At 38.1% G+C, this 22,054-nt stretch carries 22 protein-coding genes; 2 read left to right on the forward strand and 20 right to left on the reverse strand.

Annotated features, from left to right (window positions below; all coding sequences use genetic code 11):
- Positions 1 to 24 precede the first annotated feature (24 nt).
- The 15 genes from tkt to B1NLA3E_RS19240 all read right to left on the reverse strand — a co-directional run bounded on the left by tkt (position 25) and on the right by B1NLA3E_RS19240 (position 15,063).
- Positions 25 to 2,040 carry a transketolase gene (gene tkt / locus B1NLA3E_RS19170; protein ID WP_015595469.1) on the reverse strand — a complete coding sequence of 672 codons (2,016 nt, stop codon included), beginning with the start codon at positions 2,038 to 2,040 and terminating at the stop codon, positions 25 to 27.
- A gap of 53 nt (positions 2,041 to 2,093) precedes the next feature.
- Positions 2,094 to 2,972: a 6-phosphofructokinase gene (locus B1NLA3E_RS19175; protein ID WP_015595470.1), complete on the reverse strand. Its 879-nt coding sequence runs from the start codon at positions 2,970 to 2,972 to the stop codon at positions 2,094 to 2,096.
- 237 nt (positions 2,973 to 3,209) lie between these two features.
- A complete protein-coding gene (locus tag B1NLA3E_RS19180; protein ID WP_041581220.1) occupies positions 3,210 to 3,890 on the reverse strand; it encodes a ribulose-phosphate 3-epimerase in 681 nt (226 codons plus the stop codon).
- A gap of 20 nt (positions 3,891 to 3,910) precedes the next feature.
- Complete coding sequence (locus tag B1NLA3E_RS19185; RefSeq protein WP_015595473.1) at positions 3,911 to 4,564, reverse strand: transaldolase family protein; 654 nt, start codon at positions 4,562 to 4,564, stop codon at positions 3,911 to 3,913.
- A gap of 12 nt (positions 4,565 to 4,576) precedes the next feature.
- Positions 4,577 to 5,038: a ribose 5-phosphate isomerase B gene (gene rpiB, locus B1NLA3E_RS19190; RefSeq protein WP_015595474.1), complete on the reverse strand. Its 462-nt coding sequence runs from the start codon at positions 5,036 to 5,038 to the stop codon at positions 4,577 to 4,579.
- A 465-nt stretch (positions 5,039 to 5,503) separates the two neighbouring features.
- Complete coding sequence (locus tag B1NLA3E_RS24975) at positions 5,504 to 6,535, reverse strand: zinc-binding dehydrogenase (protein WP_015595475.1); 1,032 nt, start codon at positions 6,533 to 6,535, stop codon at positions 5,504 to 5,506.
- 6 nt (positions 6,536 to 6,541) lie between these two features.
- A complete protein-coding gene (locus B1NLA3E_RS24980) occupies positions 6,542 to 7,588 on the reverse strand; it encodes a galactitol-1-phosphate 5-dehydrogenase (protein ID WP_015595476.1) in 1,047 nt (348 codons plus the stop codon).
- A 351-nt stretch (positions 7,589 to 7,939) separates the two neighbouring features.
- Positions 7,940 to 9,211 (reverse strand): PTS galactitol transporter subunit IIC, encoded by a 1,272-nt coding sequence (locus B1NLA3E_RS19205; protein WP_015595477.1) that lies wholly within the window; start codon positions 9,209 to 9,211, stop codon positions 7,940 to 7,942.
- 74 nt (positions 9,212 to 9,285) lie between these two features.
- Positions 9,286 to 9,567, reverse strand: coding sequence for a PTS sugar transporter subunit IIB (locus B1NLA3E_RS19210; RefSeq protein ID WP_015595478.1), 282 nt, complete (start codon positions 9,565 to 9,567; stop codon positions 9,286 to 9,288).
- A 145-nt stretch (positions 9,568 to 9,712) separates the two neighbouring features.
- Positions 9,713 to 9,997, reverse strand: coding sequence for a PTS sugar transporter subunit IIB (locus B1NLA3E_RS19215; RefSeq protein ID WP_015595479.1), 285 nt, complete (start codon positions 9,995 to 9,997; stop codon positions 9,713 to 9,715).
- A gap of 50 nt (positions 9,998 to 10,047) precedes the next feature.
- Entirely contained in the window at positions 10,048 to 10,500 is a 453-nt protein-coding gene (locus tag B1NLA3E_RS19220; protein ID WP_015595480.1) for a PTS sugar transporter subunit IIA, read from the reverse strand.
- Between the two features lie 37 nt (positions 10,501 to 10,537).
- Positions 10,538 to 12,583: a BglG family transcription antiterminator gene (locus tag B1NLA3E_RS19225; RefSeq protein WP_015595481.1), complete on the reverse strand. Its 2,046-nt coding sequence runs from the start codon at positions 12,581 to 12,583 to the stop codon at positions 10,538 to 10,540.
- Positions 12,584 to 12,872: 289 nt separating this feature from the next.
- Positions 12,873 to 13,202 (reverse strand): hypothetical protein, encoded by a 330-nt coding sequence (locus B1NLA3E_RS19230; RefSeq protein ID WP_015595482.1) that lies wholly within the window; start codon positions 13,200 to 13,202, stop codon positions 12,873 to 12,875.
- A gap of 191 nt (positions 13,203 to 13,393) precedes the next feature.
- Entirely contained in the window at positions 13,394 to 14,698 is a 1,305-nt protein-coding gene (locus B1NLA3E_RS19235) for an ammonium transporter (protein WP_015595483.1), read from the reverse strand.
- A 5-nt stretch (positions 14,699 to 14,703) separates the two neighbouring features.
- Positions 14,704 to 15,063 (reverse strand): P-II family nitrogen regulator, encoded by a 360-nt coding sequence (locus tag B1NLA3E_RS19240; RefSeq protein WP_015595484.1) that lies wholly within the window; start codon positions 15,061 to 15,063, stop codon positions 14,704 to 14,706.
- 115 nt (positions 15,064 to 15,178) lie between these two features.
- Here B1NLA3E_RS19240 and B1NLA3E_RS19245 point away from each other — a divergent pair, with 115 nt between their 5' ends.
- Positions 15,179 to 15,994 carry a potassium channel family protein gene (locus B1NLA3E_RS19245; RefSeq protein WP_015595485.1) on the forward strand — a complete coding sequence of 272 codons (816 nt, stop codon included), beginning with the start codon at positions 15,179 to 15,181 and terminating at the stop codon, positions 15,992 to 15,994.
- Between the two features lie 56 nt (positions 15,995 to 16,050).
- Here B1NLA3E_RS19245 and B1NLA3E_RS19250 read toward each other — a convergent pair whose 3' ends face one another.
- From B1NLA3E_RS19250 to B1NLA3E_RS19260, 3 genes are all read right to left on the reverse strand, one after another.
- Positions 16,051 to 16,461, reverse strand: a complete 411-nt coding sequence (locus tag B1NLA3E_RS19250; protein WP_015595486.1) for a YugN-like family protein — start codon at positions 16,459 to 16,461, stop codon at positions 16,051 to 16,053.
- 97 nt (positions 16,462 to 16,558) lie between these two features.
- Positions 16,559 to 17,905 (reverse strand): glucose-6-phosphate isomerase, encoded by a 1,347-nt coding sequence (locus B1NLA3E_RS19255; protein WP_015595487.1) that lies wholly within the window; start codon positions 17,903 to 17,905, stop codon positions 16,559 to 16,561.
- Between the two features lie 154 nt (positions 17,906 to 18,059).
- A complete protein-coding gene (locus tag B1NLA3E_RS19260) occupies positions 18,060 to 19,223 on the reverse strand; it encodes an iron-containing alcohol dehydrogenase (protein ID WP_015595488.1) in 1,164 nt (387 codons plus the stop codon).
- Positions 19,224 to 19,384: 161 nt separating this feature from the next.
- Here B1NLA3E_RS19260 and B1NLA3E_RS19265 point away from each other — a divergent pair, with 161 nt between their 5' ends.
- Positions 19,385 to 19,618 (forward strand): DUF378 domain-containing protein, encoded by a 234-nt coding sequence (locus B1NLA3E_RS19265; protein WP_015595489.1) that lies wholly within the window; start codon positions 19,385 to 19,387, stop codon positions 19,616 to 19,618.
- A gap of 110 nt (positions 19,619 to 19,728) precedes the next feature.
- On the opposite strand, the gene B1NLA3E_RS19270 is transcribed toward B1NLA3E_RS19265, so the two are convergent.
- Positions 19,729 to 20,934: an ornithine--oxo-acid transaminase gene (locus tag B1NLA3E_RS19270; protein WP_041581226.1), complete on the reverse strand. Its 1,206-nt coding sequence runs from the start codon at positions 20,932 to 20,934 to the stop codon at positions 19,729 to 19,731.
- A 534-nt stretch (positions 20,935 to 21,468) separates the two neighbouring features.
- Positions 21,469 to 21,882: a S1 domain-containing post-transcriptional regulator GSP13 gene (gene yugI / locus B1NLA3E_RS19275; RefSeq protein ID WP_015595491.1), complete on the reverse strand. Its 414-nt coding sequence runs from the start codon at positions 21,880 to 21,882 to the stop codon at positions 21,469 to 21,471.
- Positions 21,883 to 22,054: the final 172 nt, after the last annotated feature.

Consider the following 22,054-nt stretch of genomic DNA (forward strand, 5'->3'; position numbering starts at 1 on the left):
AAGACTCCCATCTTTCATTATTTACTATAAAAGTTCCTCAACTTTAGTTATTACGTTTTCTACTGTGAAACCGAATTCTTTAATAATTTGATCGCCAGGAGCGGATGCACCAAACGTATCAATACCCAATATTTTCCCTTCTAAGCCAACATAGCGGTGCCATCCAAACGAAGCTCCCATTTCAATTGCCAAGCGTTTAGTAATCGCTCGTGGTAAAACAGTTTCTTTATACTCTTCTGTTTGAGCTTCAAAACGATCCCATGAAGGCATGCTTACTACAGAAACATCGATTCCTTTTTCTGCTAGTGCTGCTTGGGCCTTAACAGCCAACTCCACTTCAGATCCTGTTGCGATTAGGATAGCATCTGCTGTTTCCTTTTTACTTGAAGAAAGAACATACGCACCTTTTGAAACTTTTTCATAAGTATCTTCTACGGCACCTTCTAAAATAGGCAAATCCTGTCTTGATAATACAAGTGTTGTTGGTGTATTAGTGGACTCGATTGCTAATTTCCATGCTGCCGTAGATTCATTACCGTCAGCAGGACGAATCACTGATAATCCTGGAATCGAGCGCAATGCTGCTAATTGTTCGATTGGTTCATGAGTAGGCCCGTCTTCTCCAACAGCGATACTGTCATGAGTAAACACATAGGTCACCGGTAATTTCATTAACGCTGCCAAACGAATGGCTGGGCGAAGGTAATCCGAGAATACAAAGAACGTACCCCCAAATGTTTTTAAACCGCCATGCAAGGCAATCCCATTCATCGCTGCACCCATCGCAAATTCGCGAACACCAAACCAAATATTTTTCCCACTGTAATCAGCTTTACTAAAATCATTTTTGTTTTTCATATAGGTTTTATTTGAACCAGCAAGGTCAGCAGATCCACCAAAGAACGCTGGTACTGTTTGCGAAATAGCATTAATGGCATCGCCTGATGAAGAACGAGTGGCAATTTTTTTACCCACTTCATATTTTGGTAATTGTTGTTCCCAATTCTCCGGTAGTTTACCTTCAATAGTTAAATCAAGTTCATTTGCTAACTCAGGGTAAGCTTTTTTATATTGAGCATATAATGCGGACCATTCTGCCTCATTTGCAGCTCCAGCAGTTTTTACTGTAGCTTGAAAGTGCTCATACACTTCTTCAGGTACATAGAAACTTTCAGGGTATTCCCAGCCGTATGCTGCTTTTGTTAAGGCTGCTTCAGTTCCACCAAGTGGTGATCCGTGGGAGTCAGATTTACCTGATTTATTAGGTGAACCAAATCCGATAGTTGTTTTAATTTCAATCAGTGTCGGACGAGTTGTATCTGCCCTAGCTTCTTCAATCGCTTTAGCTATTTCGGCAATACTGTTTCCATCTTCAACACGAAGAACTTGCCAACCATACGCATTGTAACGACCTTCAACACTTTCAGAGAAAGAACGGTTTAAATCACCATCAAGTGAAATGTCATTTGAATCATATAAAACAACTAATCTGCCTAATCCTAAATGCGCTGCTAGTGATGAAGCTTCAGCTGAAACACCTTCCATTAAATCTCCGTCACCACAAATGGCAAAGGTGAAATGATCAACCACATCAAAAGAATCACGATTATACTTTGTTGCTAAATGTCTTTCAGCCATTGCCATCCCTACTGCAGTAGCAATCCCTTGACCAAGTGGACCTGTAGTTGCATCAATTCCAGGAGTATGTCCGAATTCAGGATGACCAGGAGTCATACTTCCCCATTGTCTGAAGGATTTAATATCTTCCATTGATACATCGTATCCTGATAAATGTAATAGGCTGTATAACAACATCGATCCGTGACCGGCAGACAGAACAAAACGATCACGATTGAACCAAGTTGGATTGGATGGATTGTGTTTCATAAATTTTGTCCATAGCGTGTAAGCCATTGGAGCTGCACCCATTGGCATTCCTGGATGACCAGAGTTTGACTTTTCAATCGCATCGATTGATAGAGTACGAATTGTACTAATTGCTAGTTCTTCAACATTTTTTGGTGTAATAACTGTTTCCATTCAAAAACACTCCTCTATATTAAGTTCATAACTTGCTTGTACAATCTATATTTTTAGATGTTAGTTAGGAATTTTTGAAAGCCAACTTCAGCGTTTTTAACTGTTAGTTGCCCGGTAAGCTTCCCATTTTTAAGCCAAAGGATGATCTGATCAGATAGCTTACTAGCTAGAATTCGATCGTTTGCAGTAGGATGTGAACCCATACATAAAGCCTCATCGATGGTGGTCGCCTTCCAATCTACATTCAGCTTTGGAAGTACCCTTTCATTCAAATCTTTAGAACTAATTGCATGATTGTAAAATAAAACAGATGACGTTTTGTCCGGTGAAAAATTTGAATTGATTGAGTCACAAAGACTATTAATTTGCTCATCGGTAAAGTTTCCTGAAACAAAATACCCCTCTGCAGCTACGGCCAGCTCTTCTAACATGTGGTCTGGGGCATTACCAGGTACTTGTACGCCAAATAATCTTGGTTTAGCGTATTTTACTGAATGAATCGTATCTTGAATTTTTAACGCATTTTCAACAATGGAATTTAAGGCAGTATCATAGCCTAATGTGGAATCAGACCCTGGAATATCATTGATAATAGAAACCGGAACATATAATAATCTAGTTTTTTGTTCTTCTTTAATCAAGTCGTCCATAAATACTTTTGTTTCCGCTGTTCCGACCACAATTACCGCATCAAAACCATTAATAACATCACACAAACTAGAATGGCATGATATTGGCGATCCTTTAACTAATAGTTTTTGGGATCCATTTACAACATCGGTATGTATCGGTTTCTCAATTACTTTTCCCTGATAACGATCAATTTCAATCCCAATAAATTCATGATTGAATGATGGTTCGGATATAACATGATAAATTAACTGCTTTAATCCTGATGGATAAATGCCGAAAACAACTAACCCAATTTTCAAGCAAAACTCACCTTTTTTCTCTTTTTTATTGGCTGTGTTAAAGCCTCAATGTTGATTTTTTGCACAATGTTGATTGGAGTGGAAGGCGCGAAGACTCCTGCGGGAGCAGCGGGACAGGTGAGACCCCGCAGGCGCTTAAAGCGCCGAGGAGGCTCCACCGCCCGCCCCGCGGAAAGCGAAGCGCCTGGAGCAGAAATCCACATTCTAGTTTAACAGAGCCTTTTTATTAGAACGTTCTTAAAGATTCAGACGTTTTTCTAAAAATAACTCTCGTACACTATCAACCTTTTGTTTGAATGACCCATTATTGGTATTAAACAAGGCTGAGGTCCCCAACACATAAATATTGGCCCCTTTATCTACTAAAAGAGGAATGGTATTTTGATTGATACAGCCATCCACTTCGATTAAAGGTTTTTCCTCCCAACCTTCCATGAAGGTATTCAACTCATCAATTTTTTTTAAGACATCATAATTAAACTTTTGCCCTGCAAAACCTGGATTAACTGTCATCATAAGAATCGCCGGTACCTTTGATAGATAAGGGGTAATCATTTCGATGGGGCATTGCGGACTTAAGGCCAAGACAGGTTTGATGCCTTTTTCTTGAATCTTATCAATATCGCGTTCGATATGATCACTCGCTTCAACATGGAACGAGATGTATTCTGGCTGAATGTATGAATACATATCAATATATTTTGAAGGCTCTTCTGTCGCCAAATGAAAATCAAGCGGGATTGTTGTACCTGCTTTGATTTGTTCCAAAACATAAGGTCCCATTGCTAAATTATGGACAAACACCCCGTCCATCACATCGCAATGAAGTAATTCCACTTGAGCTTTCTCTAATTCTTGCAATTCAGCTGCTAGATTCAATTGATTAGCACACATTATTGATGCAGCGATTGAATGCATAACATCACCCTTTACCACACTTAGATTTTCCCTTGTAATTCTACCCAGTCTTGATTAAACTTTTTGATACTTGCTGTTGCTAATACTTTATTCAGCATACTGTTCAAAATATCAAATGGTACAGTTGCCGTGTGTGCTCCTGCCGCTAAAATATCAACTACTTGATTAGTGTTTTTAAAACTGGCAGCCAAAATTTGGGTAGGTAAGTTTCGATCATCAAATATTTTTCTTGTTTTTCTAATGACTTCATAAGGGTCAATATTATTATTCTCCATTCTATTAACGTATGGAGCAATAAAATCACAACCCGCCAACGCACTTAGAAAACCTTGTTCGACCGAAAAAATGGCTGTTGCCAAAATCACTACCTGGGGATTTTCACCTTTCAACTTTTTAATGGCCTTTAAGCCCTCACTGTTTGCTGGAATCTTCAAAGCAACCCTTGTTTCATGCAACTGTAAAATTTCCTTGCTATCGTTGTAAATTTCTTCACAGCTATCACCAACAGCTTGGACAAACACGATTCCTTCACTGTTGCCGAGAATATCATTAATGACAGACTCTCTTTTTCTTCCTTCTTTAAGCAGAATAGAAGGATTAGTTGTGACGCCTTTCATCACGCCGAGAGTAAACGACTCTTTAATTTCATCTATATTGGCTGTATCTAAATACATATCTCCGTCCTCCTAACATAATAAGGAGTCAGTTCGAGACTGCTCGATATCCGTCACTTGGTCTATTCTCTCTTTATGACGGCCACCTTGGAAGCTTGCAGCTAACCATGTATCAACGATTAATAATGCTAACCCTTCACCAATTACGCGCTCTCCTAAACAAAGGATATTGCTATTGTTGTGTTCCCTAGTCGCTTGTGCCGAAAAGGTATCCGTTACGACAGCAGCACGAACTCCTGCAATTTTATTTGCGGCAATTGACATGCCAATTCCCGTTCCACAACAAAGAATTCCTAAATCACTATTTCCAGTTGTAACAGCATTCCCAACTTTTAAAGCGTAACCTGGAAAATTCACACTATCCTTGCTATATGTACCGAAATCTTCTACTTCGATATTTTTTCCTATAAGGTGTTTTTTGATCGCTTCCTTTAATTGAAATCCACCATGATCACAACCGATTGCCAGCTTCATACTTTCCACCCCTTCTGCCATTCTTTTCTTTGACCTGTCATAATAGTAACACCAATAAACATGATAAAGAATGCGGTTTCATCCCATTTAGTGTACCGATAATTGTAGTTCGCAGTGATGAAAATTTACTTTTAGCCAGACTAAAGGAACATGCCCTTTACAAAAAAAATAGTACCCACAATTCCAATAAAGGAAAATGAGGGTACTATTATTTTTTTGGCTCTTTTCTAAAAGATTGTTGTTTTTTTAATAGGTTTTGTGGAAAGGAAACCTATTAGAAGAAAGTTGATTGGAGCGGAAGGTGCGAGACTCCTGCGGGAGCAGCGGGACAGGTGAGACCCCACAGGCGCTTAAGCGCCGAGGAGGCTCACCGCCCGCCCCGCGGAAAGCGAGCATCCTGGAGCGGAAATCAACCACTCTTTTATTTTAGTAAATAGCAAAAAAGATGACGAAAACAGCCTTTTTTTAAGATTCTACGATTACCTTGATTTCATTTCCGGCCATAACAGCTTCAAAGCCTGTCCGCCATTCATCTAATGAAACCATCTTGGTAATCATTTTATCTGTATCAACTTTATTATTTTTTAATAGATCAAGAGCAATAACCCAAGAACTTGGTTTTTGTGAACGGCTACCAACATAAGAGATCTCACGTTGGATGATCGATTCTTGATCGATTGCATTTAATTTATTACCAAACAGGCCAACTTGTACAAATGTTCCTTTTTTCTTCATAAGAGGCAAACCTGAATTTAACGCAGGTACTGCACCAGAACATTCAAAGATTTTATCAACACCATAACCATTTGTATTGGCAAGGACTATCTCTTTAAGATCCTCTTGTAGCGTATCTACAATGACATCAGCACCTAAAGATTTAGCTAATTCTAACCGTTTAGCATCCTTAGTAATTCCTGACATGATAACAAATGCCCCTTGTGCTTTTACAACTTGAAGAAGCAGTAAACCAATTGGTCCTGGTCCAAAGATTAGGACTCTATCCTTTGCACTCACTGTTGTTTTCTCTAGTACAGCATGTACACAACAAGCTAAAGGCTCAGTCAAAGAAGCGGCTAAAAGGCTGACTTCTTCAGGCAGTACATGAACACTCTCCTCACGGGAAATAACATATTCTGCGAAACTTCCATTTTCCTGAGTTCCTAACCCCTTACGATCAGGACACAAATTATAATTGCCCTCTAGACAGTACTCACATGCTCCACAAGTTGTATAGGTAGTTTCGCTTGTTACACGATCGCCAACCTTCACATTTTTCACGTCTGGTCCAACTTCAACAACAACACCTGAAAATTCATGACCAAGAACAACAGGCGTTTTAGGGTTGCTGTAGTCTCCTTTAAAAGTGTGGATATCAGAGCCACAGATTCCGGTGTAAGCTACTTTTATTTTAACCTTATCATCAAAGACATTCGGTTCTGGAATATTCTCAAGTGACATTTTGTCATAACCGGGTTCTAGTTTCATTACTGCTTTCATTTCAATTTACACCTCATTTGGAATAATCAATACTTTGTTGTATGGTTCCTTGCGACTGAGCATCATATCAAACGCCTTTTGCGTATTCTCTAATTTATATCGATGAGAAATTAATTCTTTAAGCTGAATTCTTCCTTTTTTCACAAAATCAATGCTTGTTTTCCACTCTTCACCAGGGAATGGTGCAGAATAAGAATTCCAGAAACCTTTAAGAGTCAGTTCTTTTCTAAAAATACTTTCAAAGGCCTTTTCATGGAGCGTAACATCAGCATAAGCAATTCCTAAGTACCCAATTTTGCCCTTTTTACGAGTAACAAGTAGGCATTGTTCTTGGGTAATTTTTGATCCTGCACACTCAAGTGCAATATCAACACCAAATCCATTTGTATACTCACTTATTTTTTCAAATAAATCTTCTTTAAGTGGATTGATGGTTCGTTCGCAGCCCATTGCCACTGCGTCTGCTAGTTTTTCCTCAGAAATATCAATCGCAATAATCTTTTTAGCACCAGCAATTTTTAACCATTGAATCGCTAAAATTCCGATGGTCCCAACACCAAAGACAGCTACTACATCTCCAATTCGAGGTTCGATATTTAAAACCCCGTGCAAGGCAACCGCTAGCGGTTCAATCATGGCAGCTTCTTCATAATCCATGTCGCCTATTGGAAGAACATACTCAGCAGGTAAATTACAGTATTCCGCAAACCCACCAAAAGATTTACTACCAATCATGCCATGGTCTTCACACAAGTTGTATTGACCACGAAGACAATACTCACATTTTTTACAAGGGTGGAAAGGAATCGCAAGTACACGGTCACCAATCTCCACGTTGGTCACATCGTTTCCTTTTTCAACAATGTATCCAGAAAATTCATGACCCATGATCGCTGGTAGGGGGTATTTCCATTTACTGACCATCTTATGTGTATCAGAGCCACAAATTCCTGCGGCCATAACCTTTATCTTGACTTCGTCTGCTTTACACTCACCAATTTCAATATCTTGATAGATGAAATGATTTTCAGAATGTAAGACTGCTGCTTTCACAAAAAAGGACCTCCTAATAGTCGCTGGGCGTTGAAACTAGACAGTCGTCTAAATCCAAATTCCCATTTTTATTTTTGGGGCTGTGTTAAAGCCCATTGTTGATTTTTTGCATAGTGTTGATTGGAGTGGAAGGCGCGAAGACTCCTGCGGGAGCAGCGGGACAGGTGAGACCCCACAGCCGCTTTAGCGCCGAGGAGGCTCACCGCCCGCCCCGCGGAAAGCGAGTGCCTGGAACGGAAATCAACATTCTAGCTTAACAGAGACATTTTTTTTAAAAAAATAAACTTCCAACAATGGGGGGTTTTTGTCCCCCACTATTGGTAAGTCTTTTAACAGAGTGATTAATCAATATTAGAAAATGGCATGCCAAGCTTGTGCGAACTTAAGAATTAACCAGTTAAATAAGTTACCACCAAGGTCTAAGCTTGAAATTTGTGTTGCACCTGCTGGCATTTTGAATTGTGCACCATCCATCATAAGTGTGTGTACTGCAGCAAAGTCAGTTGCCATGTATAATGACAACGCCACCATCACAACACCTGCTAATAATGAGTGGACAATGTTACCTTTTCTAGAACCAACAACAAACGCTACATAGAATGGAATTGTTGCTAAGTCACCAAAAGGTAATACTTTGTTTCCAGGTAAAACAACTGCTAAGAATAATGTAACTGGTACAAGTAATAATGCTGTAGACATTACAGCAGGGTGCCCAACAGCTAGAGCTGCGTCTAAACCGATATAGATTTCGCGTTCGCCATAACGTTTTTGTAAGAAATCACGTGCAGCTTCTGAAATTGGAATTAAACCTTCCATCAGGATTTTAACCATACGTGGTAATAACATCATAACTGCGCCCATTGAAATACCTACATGAAGAATACCGCCTACATCATAACCTGCTAATGCACCAATAACTAGACCAAGTACAAGACCCATCATCATTGGTTCTCCAAAAACACCAAAGCGCTTTTGAATGGTTTCAGGATCAGCATGTAAATCTTTGATTCCAGGAATCTTCGAAACTAACCAACCAACTAAAATTCCAATTGGAGCGAACGCTGCTGTAGAACCTGTTGGTAATGAAATACCTTCAAGACCGTAGAAATTCCCAACCATTGGAGCTGTTTTGTCAGCAACATATAAGACAGCGATTTCATAGATAACCGCACATAAAATGGCAAACCACCAGCTACCTGTAACGATATAACCTGTAGCACCGGCAGCAATGAAATGCCAGTAGTTCCAAATATCGATATTAAGCGTTTTCGTGAATTTTAATAGAAGTAAGATAATATTAACAACTAAACAAATAGGAATTAGAATTGCAGCAACTGGAGATGCCCATGAAAGAGCAGCGGCTGATGGCCATCCAGTATCAATAACGGTCAAGTTTAATCCAAAACGTTCAACCATTGCTTGCGCAGCTGGTCCTAAGTTATCAACGAGTAGGCCAATAACTAAGTTAATTCCAACAAAGCCAATCCCGATGATAATCCCTGATTTAAACGCTTTCTTGAAACCAGTTTTGAAGATCATTCCCAAAATAACAATGGCAATCGGCAAAATAACGGTTGGTCCAAGGCCTAGTACGTACTGGACGCCAGCTAATAATTTGTCCATTTTCAAACCTCCAATAATGTTCTATTTTTCTATTTTTATATATAAAAAATTATTGCTAAAACGAATGAAAATTCTTATTTTAAATGATCAAGAATTTTTTGACTTAATTTGTCCATTCCAATTCCAGATATGTAAGCAGTAGCGATAATAGCTGGAATTTCATAAGTTGTCGGAAGAATGGTTGTCGAAACGATTAAATCGGCACCTTGTTGACGTGACTTAACTTCGGCAATTTTACATTGAATGATTTCTGCATTAATGTTATTTTCCTTAACCAAAGTTTCAACCTTCTGACATACTACTGTTGAAGTTGCAATTCCTGCTCCACAAGCTACAAGTATTGTGAATTTTTTCATGATGTTACCCCCGTAAATTTATTTTAATAGCAAAATTAATTTTGCTTTGTTTCCAAACTTAATAGCTGCTATAACCGTATGAAATTTCCCCAAAATATAATGATAATAAAATTGATTAGAACGAGTTTACATAGTTTTTTTCATATTAGTCTTTTAGATGATCAAGAATTTTTTGATCTAGTTTATCCATCCCAATTCCAGAAATATAAGCAGTTGCAATGATTGCTGGAATTTCATAGGTTGTTGGTAGAATAGTTGTTGATACGATTAAATCGGCACCTTGTTGACGTGATTTAACCTCGGCAATTTTACATTGAATGATTTCTGCATTAATGTTATGTTCTTTCACCAAATTCTCAACCTTCTGACATACCACAGTTGAGGTCGCGATTCCTGCCCCACAAGCCACTAGTATTGTATACTTTTTCACTTTTTTCACCTCCTTTCAAATCTGAAACTTCGAATGAATCTCAGTTTCCTTTAGGCGAAAATTGCACGAACATCAGTACTGTTTGATGATTGTAATAATTCTTCAATCTTGCTGCCATCTTGAATGACACCAATGATCTGTTGTAAAACGTTTAATTGGTTATGTGGTTCATTAAGTCCTAACATGAATACCACATTTACATCAACTTGTTTGGTGTTATCATCCATTAAATAAAATGGAACGGGTTTCTCTAGAGTTGCCACTGCAATAAATTGTTCAAACACAAATTCTGGATCTGTATGAGGGATAGCTATGTTATATTTATCCATATTTAACCCTGTTGGGAATATAGCTTCTCTTGCATTCACTTTTTCCAAATAAGCTTCACTTACGTATCCCTTTTTGAATGCTTCTTGGTACAACACTTCAAATAGCTGTTCCTTGCTTTCACAATTTACATGAACCTTAATCAATTCATCTTTTAAAAATTGTTCTATAGACATTGAATCTCTCTCCCTTGCACCCGGTGACTATATATTTTTATATTGAATATGATTTAATCATTTGATGGATATCATTTTCATTTTTCATTTGAATGATCTTGTTAACATCGTTAGTCTCGCCAGATAGCTTCATTAATTGGAGCAAAGCACTAAAATGTTGATTTTTATCCACTGCTGCGATAACAACGACTAAGTGTACTTTGTGATTCTCTTCAAACTCGAGACCATTTTTTATTTTCAACAAACTCATTCCAATTGAATTAACACCTTCGTCTGGACTTGCATGTGGAATGGCGATATTGGTTCTTAAAACGATAAACGGAGACATGGTCGGATATTGACTTTGCATAGCTTCTACATAGGTTTCTGTTATGATTCCCTTACTTAACAAAGGTTCCGATGCGATTGAAATAGCTTCTTGCCAATTTTCTACATTATCTCTTAAGATGATTCGTTCGGGAGTAATCAAGTCTGATAGAGTAAACCCATGCTTCTGTTGTTTTTCGCTCGTTTCTTGTGTTGAAAAATAATCCTGTAAGGCATTCATTAATGATTGTTTTCCCTCGATCTTTACATATTTTTCGATAATGTTCATGATTTGATCAACATTGATAACAGATGAGTTTAAACCAAAAATTTCTTTCATAACTCTTTGGCGTAATTGCACCTTTTCATACTCGGTAATAAACCTGTCAACAATAAATAATTGTTTATCGGTTTGCAACGGTACTGGTGAAAATACGATATCTGTTTCCATTTTCAGCAGTTCAAATTCTCGAACGGATAACGCATCGTAAAAATAAAATTCTGGAAATAACCCTCGTAATGTATTTTCCATTAGCTTCGAAATCGAAACACCATTCGGACAAACAACCACTGCTTTTTTCTTGATATGGATGGTTTCGCCAATATTAATTAAATGTCCACCAATATAAATGGTGATAAACATAATTTCACTTTCCGGAATTTCAGAACCGATATAATCTTCAAATGGCTTAATAGAATCCTTAACTATATAATGAACGGCTTCAAATTGATCGCTAACTTTTTCTAATACAGAATAGTTGGTGGTCAAATGATATTTAATTCGGTAATATGCCGGTTTCATATGTTGAATTAATCTTTGCAGTAATATGTCCTTATCCTTTAGCGTTACACATGCTTTTTTCTCGAATAAATTTAAGCTTTCTTCCAAAGCTTTTCTTAGCTGAGGAATTTCAGTATCCGTTAAAAACTGTGATGATAAAACATTTGATGTAAGCAGCTGCAAGGTTAAGAACAATCGCTCTGCCTCTGGAATTTTGTTAACGTCTTGTATTAATAATTCTGCTGCTTCATATTCTTTTGTATCCGACAACTCTTTATAATCGATATGGTAAGAATCGGTTATTAACTTGTCTCTTTTGATCCTTTTCAAAAGAATAGCAATTACGTATGGAAGAATCTTAATTTTTTCGTCAATAAATTTAAGATGTAATTTTGTTTCTACATCTTCCATCTGGCTTCTTAATTCGTCAATTTCAGTTTTGGAAATTCGGATCAGTTGTTCAATATAACCTTCTCCGTTGTAGATGCCAAATATCGACTGTAATATATCGATAAGTAGTTTTCTTTTATCCCATTCACTGCCTGCCAAATCATAGCCATGAATTCTTGAATAGTCTATTTCTAGTTGATACGGATTGATAATATTCTGAGCATATTTCAAATCACGAAGGACTGTGTTTTTGCTCACTTCCATTGCAGTTGTGAAATGAATTAGTGATAATTCTTCATCACTGCTTAAAATCATTAATAAGATGAGTTGGGCTCGTTCTTTTTCAGAAGGAATATACTTACTATTTGTTCTCTCCGTTTTTTTCGCTAGCAGGTCTAATAATTTTGGATTGACGATGAACTTTCCGCTATTTGTTCTTTTTATAGTCGGATAGTTTTTCCCATCTAGCCAATCATTAATTTTTTTAAAACTGTAACTCACTTGTCTTCGAGATAGTTGATGTTTTTCTTCTAAAATAGTATTTGAGATTTCGGGGTTAGATAAAACCTCATTTAATAAAAGGTTACTCCTTTCGTCTAAATACATGTTGTCTCCCCCTTATCTATTTATAGTTTAACAGGTATATGAAACCTTTTGTTTACGCTTTCATTACCATTTGTTGCGCTTGAATTGTTCAGCATGAGAATTTATTTTTCCTATTTTTACTATTTCTCAATAAGGAAATAATATGACATTCGCAAAAATATAAAGTGAAAGATGTATATTTCTCACGACATATCACTAAGTTGATTCATTTATGCGCCGCTCCCCCCCTTTTCCTCAAAAAAAGATAAGAACCCGACTGAATACAGCCAAGTTCTTATCGATTCTACTTTCACCATTTATAGTTTTTCACTATTTTTCTAGTATCATGGATTTCCTTTAACATTCGAAAAGGCTTGCTTACAACTCTTAGTGGAAAGGTTAACAAAAAGTGGCTTAAGTCTTTACGATATTCTTCGGTAATCCGAGTTGGCTTCGTAGAAATCCGCTCGTATAATTCTTTATACATCTCTCTAGTGACATCCACTGACATCTCAACGACCCGGTGGCACATCTCGCACTCTACATGAGACAACCTATTATTAATATAAGCAAGTTTATGAGATACTTCTTCTTCACAATGAACACAATATAAGTCTGCTTCCATATCTATTATTTTCACACCAAGCACCTCTTTGAACCATTATATTTTTAATTTTAACCCAAGTTGAGCCAGCGAGCATGTATGAATATGAAAAATAATAATATATTTAAATAACAAAATGAAAATGACCAGTATTTTAAATCTTAGAAATGCAAAAAAAAAGCTAGCCCAAAAATATGAGCTAACTCAATTAAAATAAATTCAAAGTATCACCCAACAATTTTTTTCACTTTTGCTGGAGCAACCATGATCCCTGTTGTTTCTTCAAAATTATACAGGCTAGTCGGTAAATCAGTAAATCGTTCTAGCTCGTTGTAAGCTGGGATTCCGTGATAAGACATGTCTAATCCTTCATCCTCTTCGCGTTCTGTTGCACGAAGTCCAGTCGTTTTTTCTGCTACTTTAGCCATAAAAGTCCCACCAACAAATCCCCAAGTACAAGCAACTACTGCACCTAAAAGTTGGATCCCTAATAATGAAGCATTTCCTGTAGTAAATAAACCGTGGGTCGAATCAAACAGACCAACCGCGATTGTACCAAACATACCATTAAAGCCATGGACAGAGACGGCACCTACTGGATCATCAATTTTCAGATGATCAATCAGGAGTGTTGCATAGATGACGATGACCCCACTGATAATCCCAATAGCGATTGCACTCCATTGAGATATAGTTGCACAACCTGCTGTCACCGCCACTAATCCTGATAGGACACCGTTAATCGTCATACTTGGATCTGCTTTTCCAAACTTTTTCATCGTTAGGAAGAGTGCGGCAGTTCCACCACTTGCTCCTGCAAGCATCGTATTAATGGCGATTGCGGCTAACGCTGGATTAGAAGCATCTAATGTATTACCTGCATTAAAACCAAACCAGCCGAACCACAAAATAAACGCTCCAGCTGAAGCCAACGGAATATTACTAGGTGCAAATACATTTGCACTCCCGTCCGAATTAAATCTACCTTTTCTAGGACCCAAAACTCTCGCCATTGCCAAAGCAGCAAAGCCTCCGACTGCATGAATAGCAGCTGATCCAGCAAAATCCACCACTCCAAGCTTCGATAACCAGCCATTGGGATTCCAAAACCAATGACCAGATAGAGGGTAAATAACAATCGTAATTAAAGCCGCCGTTAGTATATAAGCCTTAAAATTCATTCTTTCGGCGACTGCACCTGACACAATCGAAATGCAAGCAACTGCAAAACCCATTTGGAACAGTACAAACGCTCCACTCGGTAATGACATTGAAAGGTGGATTTTTTCCGGACTTCCGAATAACGTGGTCCCCACTAATCCGAATGAATCTTTACCAAACATGATACCAAAACCGATTAACCAAAAGGCTAGAGCGCCAATCGTCAAGTCAACAAAAATCTTCATCGTCACATTTACAGCATTTTTAGTCCGAACAAAGCCCGATTCAAGAAGGCTGAAGCCACCTTCCATGAACAAAACCATCGCAGCTGCAAGGACTACCCAAATGGTATTCACATACATTAACTTCACGTTTTTTACCCCTTTCGATTTACAAGGTCATCAATTGATAAATCCGAAGTGCCAGTCCGAATATTATAGGCTTCAATAATTGGGTAGACATAAATTTTCCCATCCCCGTCTTCTCCAGTTTGTGCTGATTTCATAATCGCATTTATTGTTAATTCAACCATATAGTCAGATAAAACAATTTCAAGTTTTACTTTTGGATGCAGAGTAACTTGATAATTTTTCCCTCGGTAAACTCCTTGAGTATCCTTTTGCTTTCCTCTACCAACTATTTGAGACACCGTAAATCCTGTTATTCCAATACTTTTCAATCCTTTTATTGTTTCAGTAATCTTTTCCGGTCTTATGATTGCCTCAATTTTTTTCATTGTATTCCTCAATTCGTATGTAAGGTTTTATAACACTATTCCGTTATGAATTATAACAATAAAATAGAAAGTGTCAATACAAATAATTTAAAATTTTCAGTCTAAATACTTTATTATGCTAATCAGATATTTCGTCAATACTGAAGATAGAAAGTTTCCACTCGAGGTGATCCGTTTGTCCCAGAATGTCTATAACTATTTTTTAAGATTCCCACTTGTTATCAGAATTTTATTTATGGCCTTTTTCATAATGGTTATATTCGGAATGTTTATTCATTTAATTGAACCAACCAATTTTCCAACAGTATTTGATGGAATTTGGTGGGCCATCGTGACTGCCTCTACAGTCGGCTATGGGGACTTTGTACCAAAATCAATACTAGGGAGGATTGCTGGAATATTTCTCATTTTCTTAGGAGCTAGTTTTCTCACTTTCTATTTTAGTAATTTGGCAACTATCGCTGTAACAAAACAAAACGAATATTTAGAAGGGAAGCGTCTATATAAAGGGAGAGGTCATTTAATCATTATTGGTTGGAATGAACGTTCACGGGAAATGGTAGAAATTTTATCGAAAGAGGATAAAGGTAAACAAATGATATTAATCGATGACTCATTGGGAAACCTCCCTGTTAAACAACCTAATGTCCATTTTATTAAGGGAAGATCCAATCGTGATGAAACACTAATCAACGCTAATTTACATGCTGCCGAATGTGTGATAATTACCGCGGACCCCAATAAAGACGAGCTCCAAACAGACATGCATACCATATTAACATTGTTAGCCATAAAAGGCCTTAATCCTTCTGTAAAGTGTATTGTGGAAATTTTAACTACCGAACAGGTTTTAAACGCAGGGCGCGCCGGTGCAGATGAAGTAATCAGATCGAATAAGATTATTAGCACAGCGATGCTAGGTAAAATATAAACTAATCCACCAGCAGGCTTTTATCAATCCTACTGATGGAGCGTTTCTCGAATAATTCAAGTTTGCACTAACAGCAGACTTTCGAGTTCTTTGACTAACGCTTTTCCCATCTCTAGGTAATTTTCTGGAATCTCCCCATCTTTATCTACTGGTTCTTGAAATTGATTAAATGTAGCTGAGGAATTATCACTGTGAGCTTGATCAACTAGACCCTGTTGGTACACATGAGATAATAAATAAGGTCTTCCAAACTCCACTGTACAATTGGAATCATCTAGCTGTCCATCAACGGCTGTAAACGGCAGTCGTAAAAACCGATAGGCGCCATCATCAGTCATTTTATAATCAAATGCCCCCTGATCATAATCCCAATTTCCGCCGATCGAGTAGCCTTTTGGTTTTAACTTTTGCTCAAGTTTAAACAAGTCAAAGTGTTCCCCTTCAAGTCGAGAAAGAATTTCGATCATATGTTACCGCCTTTCAAAGCTTTTAAGGTTAGTTTCCCCTAAAAAAAATGAAAGATGACCCAGAAATGATTTCTGAGTCATCTTTCATTTGCCCTTATTATAATCTTTTTTCGAGTTCTGCCTTTTTCGCTTCAAACCCTGGTTTTCCTAATAAAGCAAACATATTCACTTTATAAGCTTCAACTCCAGGTTGATCAAACGGGTTCACTCCTAATAAATATCCACTCATTGCACAAGCTTTTTCAAAGAAATACGCCAAATAACCAAATGTATATTCATCCATCGATGGAATCGAAACAATAAGATTTGGTACTCCGCCATCAGTATGGGCAAGCATCGTTCCTTCAAACGCTTTGTTATTAACGAAATCAACGGTTTTCCCTGCAAGGTAATTCAAACCATCAAGATCATTACTTTCTTCCTCAACTGTAAGTTCATGACGTGACTTTTCAACTTTTACAATCGTTTCAAACAAATCACGGCGACCTTCTTGGACATATTGGCCAAGTGAATGCAAATCAGTTGAGAAGTTTGCCGATGAAGGGAAAATTCCTTTTTGATCTTTTCCTTCACTTTCGCCAAACAATTGCTTCCACCATTCGGAGAAATATTGTAAGCCTGGCTCGTAGTTGATAAGCATTTCAATTGTTTTACCCTTATTATAAAGAACATTACGGACTGCAGCATATTGGTAAGCAGCATTCTCTTCCAATTCAGATTTTCCGAAATCCTCTCTAGCTTGAGCAGCCCCCTTCATCATGGCATCAATATCAGCACCAGTAGCAGCAATCGGCAATAACCCTACTGCAGTTAGAACAGAATATCTTCCACCTACATCATCTGGAATCACAAAGGTTTGGAAGCCTTCTTCTGTTGCGAGAGTTTTCAAAGCTCCTCTAGCTTTATCTGTTGTAGCGTAAATACGCTCACGCGCTTGGTCAACACCGTACTTTTCTTCAAGAAGCTTCCGGAAAATACGGAAAGCAAGTGCTGGTTCTGTAGTTGTTCCAGATTTAGAGATGACATTAATAGAGAAGTCTTTGCCTTCTAGAAGATCCATTACATCTCTCATATAAGTTGAACTAATATTATTTCCAACAAAGATAACTTGAGGGGTTTTGCGAGTTTCTTTTGGTAAAGCATTATAAAAACTGTGATTAAGCATGTCAATAGCAGCGCGTGCACCTAAATACGATCCGCCAATGCCAATAACTAGAAGCACATCTGAATCAGATTTAATTTTTTCAGCAGCTTTTTGAATACGCGCAAACTCTTCTTTATCGTAATTAACAGGAAGGTCAATCCAGCCTAAAAAATCACTTCCAGCTCCAGTTTGCTCATGTAAAGAATGGTGAGCAACTTTAACGAAATCCCTTAAATATGTAACCTCATGCTCTCCAAAAAATTGAAGGGCTTTTGAGTAATCAAAACGAACATGTGTCATGTATGATCCTCCGTTTATTTTTTATTCCTTTTCACTTTAACGAATGAAGCTGGGATAATCAAGAATCATTCTTCACTGTAAGCGTGATCAAAGTGAAAACATTTTTACATTATTCTACACTATCTTTGTGATTCTAAGTAAATCATGTCATATTTTATAAGGATGCCCGATAAATTGACAAAACATCATCTTTATTTAGGTGTTTAAACTTACCAAATTCTCCGTTTATCATCGCTTTATCAGCCATAACATCTAACTGACTATCATCGATTTCATAATCAGCCAAACGCGCCGGGGCACCAAGACTACTCCAAAATCCACGAAGCTTCTCTATTCCCGCTAAACCTACTTCTTCGGCACTTTTTCCAGTAGCGTCTATTCCAAAAACTCGTTCAGCAAGTTGAGCAAATCGCTCAGGCTTTACATGTAAATTATGTTTCATCCAGTTTGGAAAAAGAATAGCAAGACCCCCACCATGTGGAATATCATAAACAGCTGAAACCGCATGTTCAATATTATGGGTCGCCCAATCTCCGCTGTATCCCATTGAAAGCATCCCATTTAACGCCATTGTTCCATTATATAAAATGGTTGCCCGATGCTCATAGCTTTCCAGGTTTTCTAACAATTTGGGGGCTGTTTCCATAGTTGTTATCAATAGTGATTCACACATTCTGTCCTGAAGCACAGTATTTTCTTCTAGATGGAAATAGTGTTCCAACACATGTGCCATCATGTCAACAATCCCATAAACCGTCTGTTTTAAAGGCACTGTAAAAGTATGTTCTGGATCTAAGATTGAAAACCTTGGAAATACATAGGGACTACCCCAACCATATTTTTCATTGGTTTCCCAATTTGTAATAACAGAACCAGCATTCATCTCAGAACCTGTTGCAGCGAGGGTAAGCACGGTTCCAAATGGAAGTGCACCATTTACGCCAGCTTTCTTTGTAATCAAGTCCCAGGCGTCACCATCATATTTTGCTCCAGCTGCAATCGCCTTTGTACAATCTATGACACTGCCACCACCAACAGCCAGCAAAAAGTCGATTCCTTCATTTTTGCAAATTTCCACCCCTTTGCGAACAGTAGAAATCCTCGGATTTGGCTCAACTCCACTTAGCTCAAAAATTTCTGCACCAGTTTGTTTAAGAGTTCGGATCGTTTTATCGTATAAACCGCTTTTTTTTATACTTCCACCACCATATACAAATAATACCTTTTTTCCGTATTGGGGTATTTCAGTTGTTAGACTTTCAAGTTGACCTTTTCCAAATATTAATTTTGTAGGATTCCAGTATGTAAAATTATCCAATTTTTTCACCTTCCTCGTTCATTATTATTATCTATTTACGCCTAAATTGCAAAGAAGTTGCTATATCAAAAAAACTTTTCATTTAATTGAGTTGATGATGAATAAAATTTTCCTCTATGTACAAATCTAAAAGTGAATTCATTTAATAAGGAGGAATTTTAATGAGTGCGATTCAGCGCATTGCACTAGTTCTCACGATTATTGGTGCTATTAATTGGGGTTTAATTGGTTTTTTCCAATTTGATCTTGTTGCCTCTATATTTGGGGGACAAACTTCAGCACTATCACGGATCGTTTATGGATTAGTCGGGATAGCCGGCTTAATTAACTTAGGTTTGCTATTCAAACCAAGTGAAGAAGTTGTAAGAGAACCTGAATCCCGTCCAAGCAGGTAGAAAAGCGGAAGGCGCCTGGAGCTGGACATATAAGAAAAGCAGAAGGCACGCGTTTAGCTACAAATCGCAAAGGGATGACTCCAAATTCGGGTCGTCCCTTTGCGATTATTTTAGCCCAGCACGTTTTTGATTCGATCAATCGCCCAATCTAGCTCTGTTTTCGTAATGATCAACGGTGGAGCAAATCGTATGACCGTTTCATGGGTTTCCTTACAAAGAAGACCTTGTTCTTTTAATTTTTCACAATATTTACGGGCAGGCTCTCGGAGTTCAACACCTATAAACAAACCTTTTCCACGTACCTCTTTAATCATCGGATTTTCGATTTCTCTTAGCTTATTAAGGAAATATCCCCCTAATTCAAGCGACCGATCGGCCAATTTTTCTTCTTCAGTAACCTCAAGCGCTGCCAGGGAAACGGCACAAGCCATCGGGTTACCTCCAAAGGTTGACCCATGTGAACCTGGGTTAAAAACCCCAAGAATATCTTTGCTCGAAACAACACAGGAAATCGGGAACACACCTCCACCAAGGGCTTTCCCTAATATAAACATATCTGGATCGACAGCTTCCCAATCACAGGCAAACATTTTCCCTGTTCGCCCTAAGCCTACCTGAATTTCGTCGGCAATAAATAAAACATTATTTTTTTTGCATAAATCAAATGCTTGTTTTAAGAATCCAGCCGGTGGAACAATAATTCCTGCTTCCCCCTGGATTGGCTCGATTAAAAAAGCAGCAGTATTTGGGGTTATCGCTTGTGCTAGCGCTTCCAAATCACCATAAGGAATCAGCTTAATGCCAGGAAGCATCGGTCCAAACCCTCGTTTATATTCTTCTTCCGATGACAATGATACCGCCGTCATCGTCCGACCGTGAAAATTGCCGATGCAAGCAATGATTTCCGCTTGGTTTTCCGGGACACCTTTTACATCATATGCCCAGCGACGCGCTGCTTTAACAGCTGTTTCAACTGCTTCAGCACCTGTATTCATAGGGAGTGACATTTCCTTTTTTGATAACGCAGTTATTTTTTCATACCAAGGTCCAAGGAGTTCATTGTGAAAGGCACGGGAAGTTAGTGTCACGCGATCAGCTTGCTCCTTCAGCGCTTGAATAATTTTTGGATGTCGATGGCCTTGGTTCACTGCTGAGTACGCGCTTAACATATCCATAAACTTGCTGCCTTCAGGATTTTCAACCCATACTCCTTCTGCCTTGGAAATAACGATAGGAAGTGGGTGATAATTATGGGCGCCATATTTTTCGGTTAGGTTAATAATCGTTTGTGATTTTGTCACATCAATTTCCTCCATCCCTGTCATGACTAGTATGATTCAATTGTACCGCTCTCCTTCCCACCTTTAAAGTCTCTCGGACTTGTGACACAAATAATTCTTATCCATATATCGATAAATTTTACGAAAAGGCTGTGTAGCTCAAGTGTTGATGACTGATAAAGGAAACACGAAAAGTGCAAGTGATTCGATGTTGACTTATCTTTAAGGAGGTGGATGAAGTCCACTAGGCGCCGGGTGCTGGAGCTAGACACTTAGCTAAGTTCAAAATTTTATACTTTCTTACTTTTTGAAAGGCTGTGTTAAAGCTCAATACTGATTTTTAGCACATGTTGATTGGAGTGGAAGGCGCGAAGACTCCTGCGGGAGCAGCGGGACAGGTGAGACCCCGCAGGCGCTTAAGCGCCGAGGAGGCTCACCGCCCGCCCCGCGGAAAGCGAGTGCCTGGAACGGAAATCAACATTCTAGTTTAACAGAACTTTATGAAAAAAAGACCAATTCCTTCCCTATAAATAGGGACGGAATTGGTCTTTTTAAATCTTTAGCCGATCTTTACTTTTTAATTAAATCTTCTCTTTGTGATTGGTCAATCCACTCTTGGAGCTTGTCTTTAAGGGTGTTAAATCCTTGGGACAACTCAGGATCATTTTGAATTGGTGTGATTGTCGCCGCACGTTTTTTTGGTTTTTTAGGTTTAGACGTTTCCGGTTGATTGGCCGGTGCCTCTTCAGTTGCTCGAATTGATAAGCCAATTTTCCCAGCTTCTTTATCAATTGAAAGTACCTTTACATTAACCTCATCACCCACTTTAAGATGATCATTAATATCCTTTACATAACCGTGGGTAATTTCTGAAATATGAACGAGTCCTTGGGTATTCTCATCAAGAGAAACAAAGGCACCATATGGCTGAATTCCCGTCACCTTTCCTACGATAATACTTCCTACTTGAATAGTGTCTGACATAGAAACACTCCTAAATTTAATTTTTATTTTATCCCATATATACGCAATATACAATTATACCACAGTGTAAACAAGTAATCAAAGGAACCGCAACATATTAAATCATTAAGTTTCATTTTCAGCATTTTTCATAATATTAAAACATATTTTTAACCGATTGTTCACGCTTACA

Source organism: Bacillus sp. 1NLA3E, assembly GCF_000242895.2.
Classification (GTDB): Bacteria; Bacillota; Bacilli; order Bacillales; family Cytobacillaceae; genus Bacillus_BU.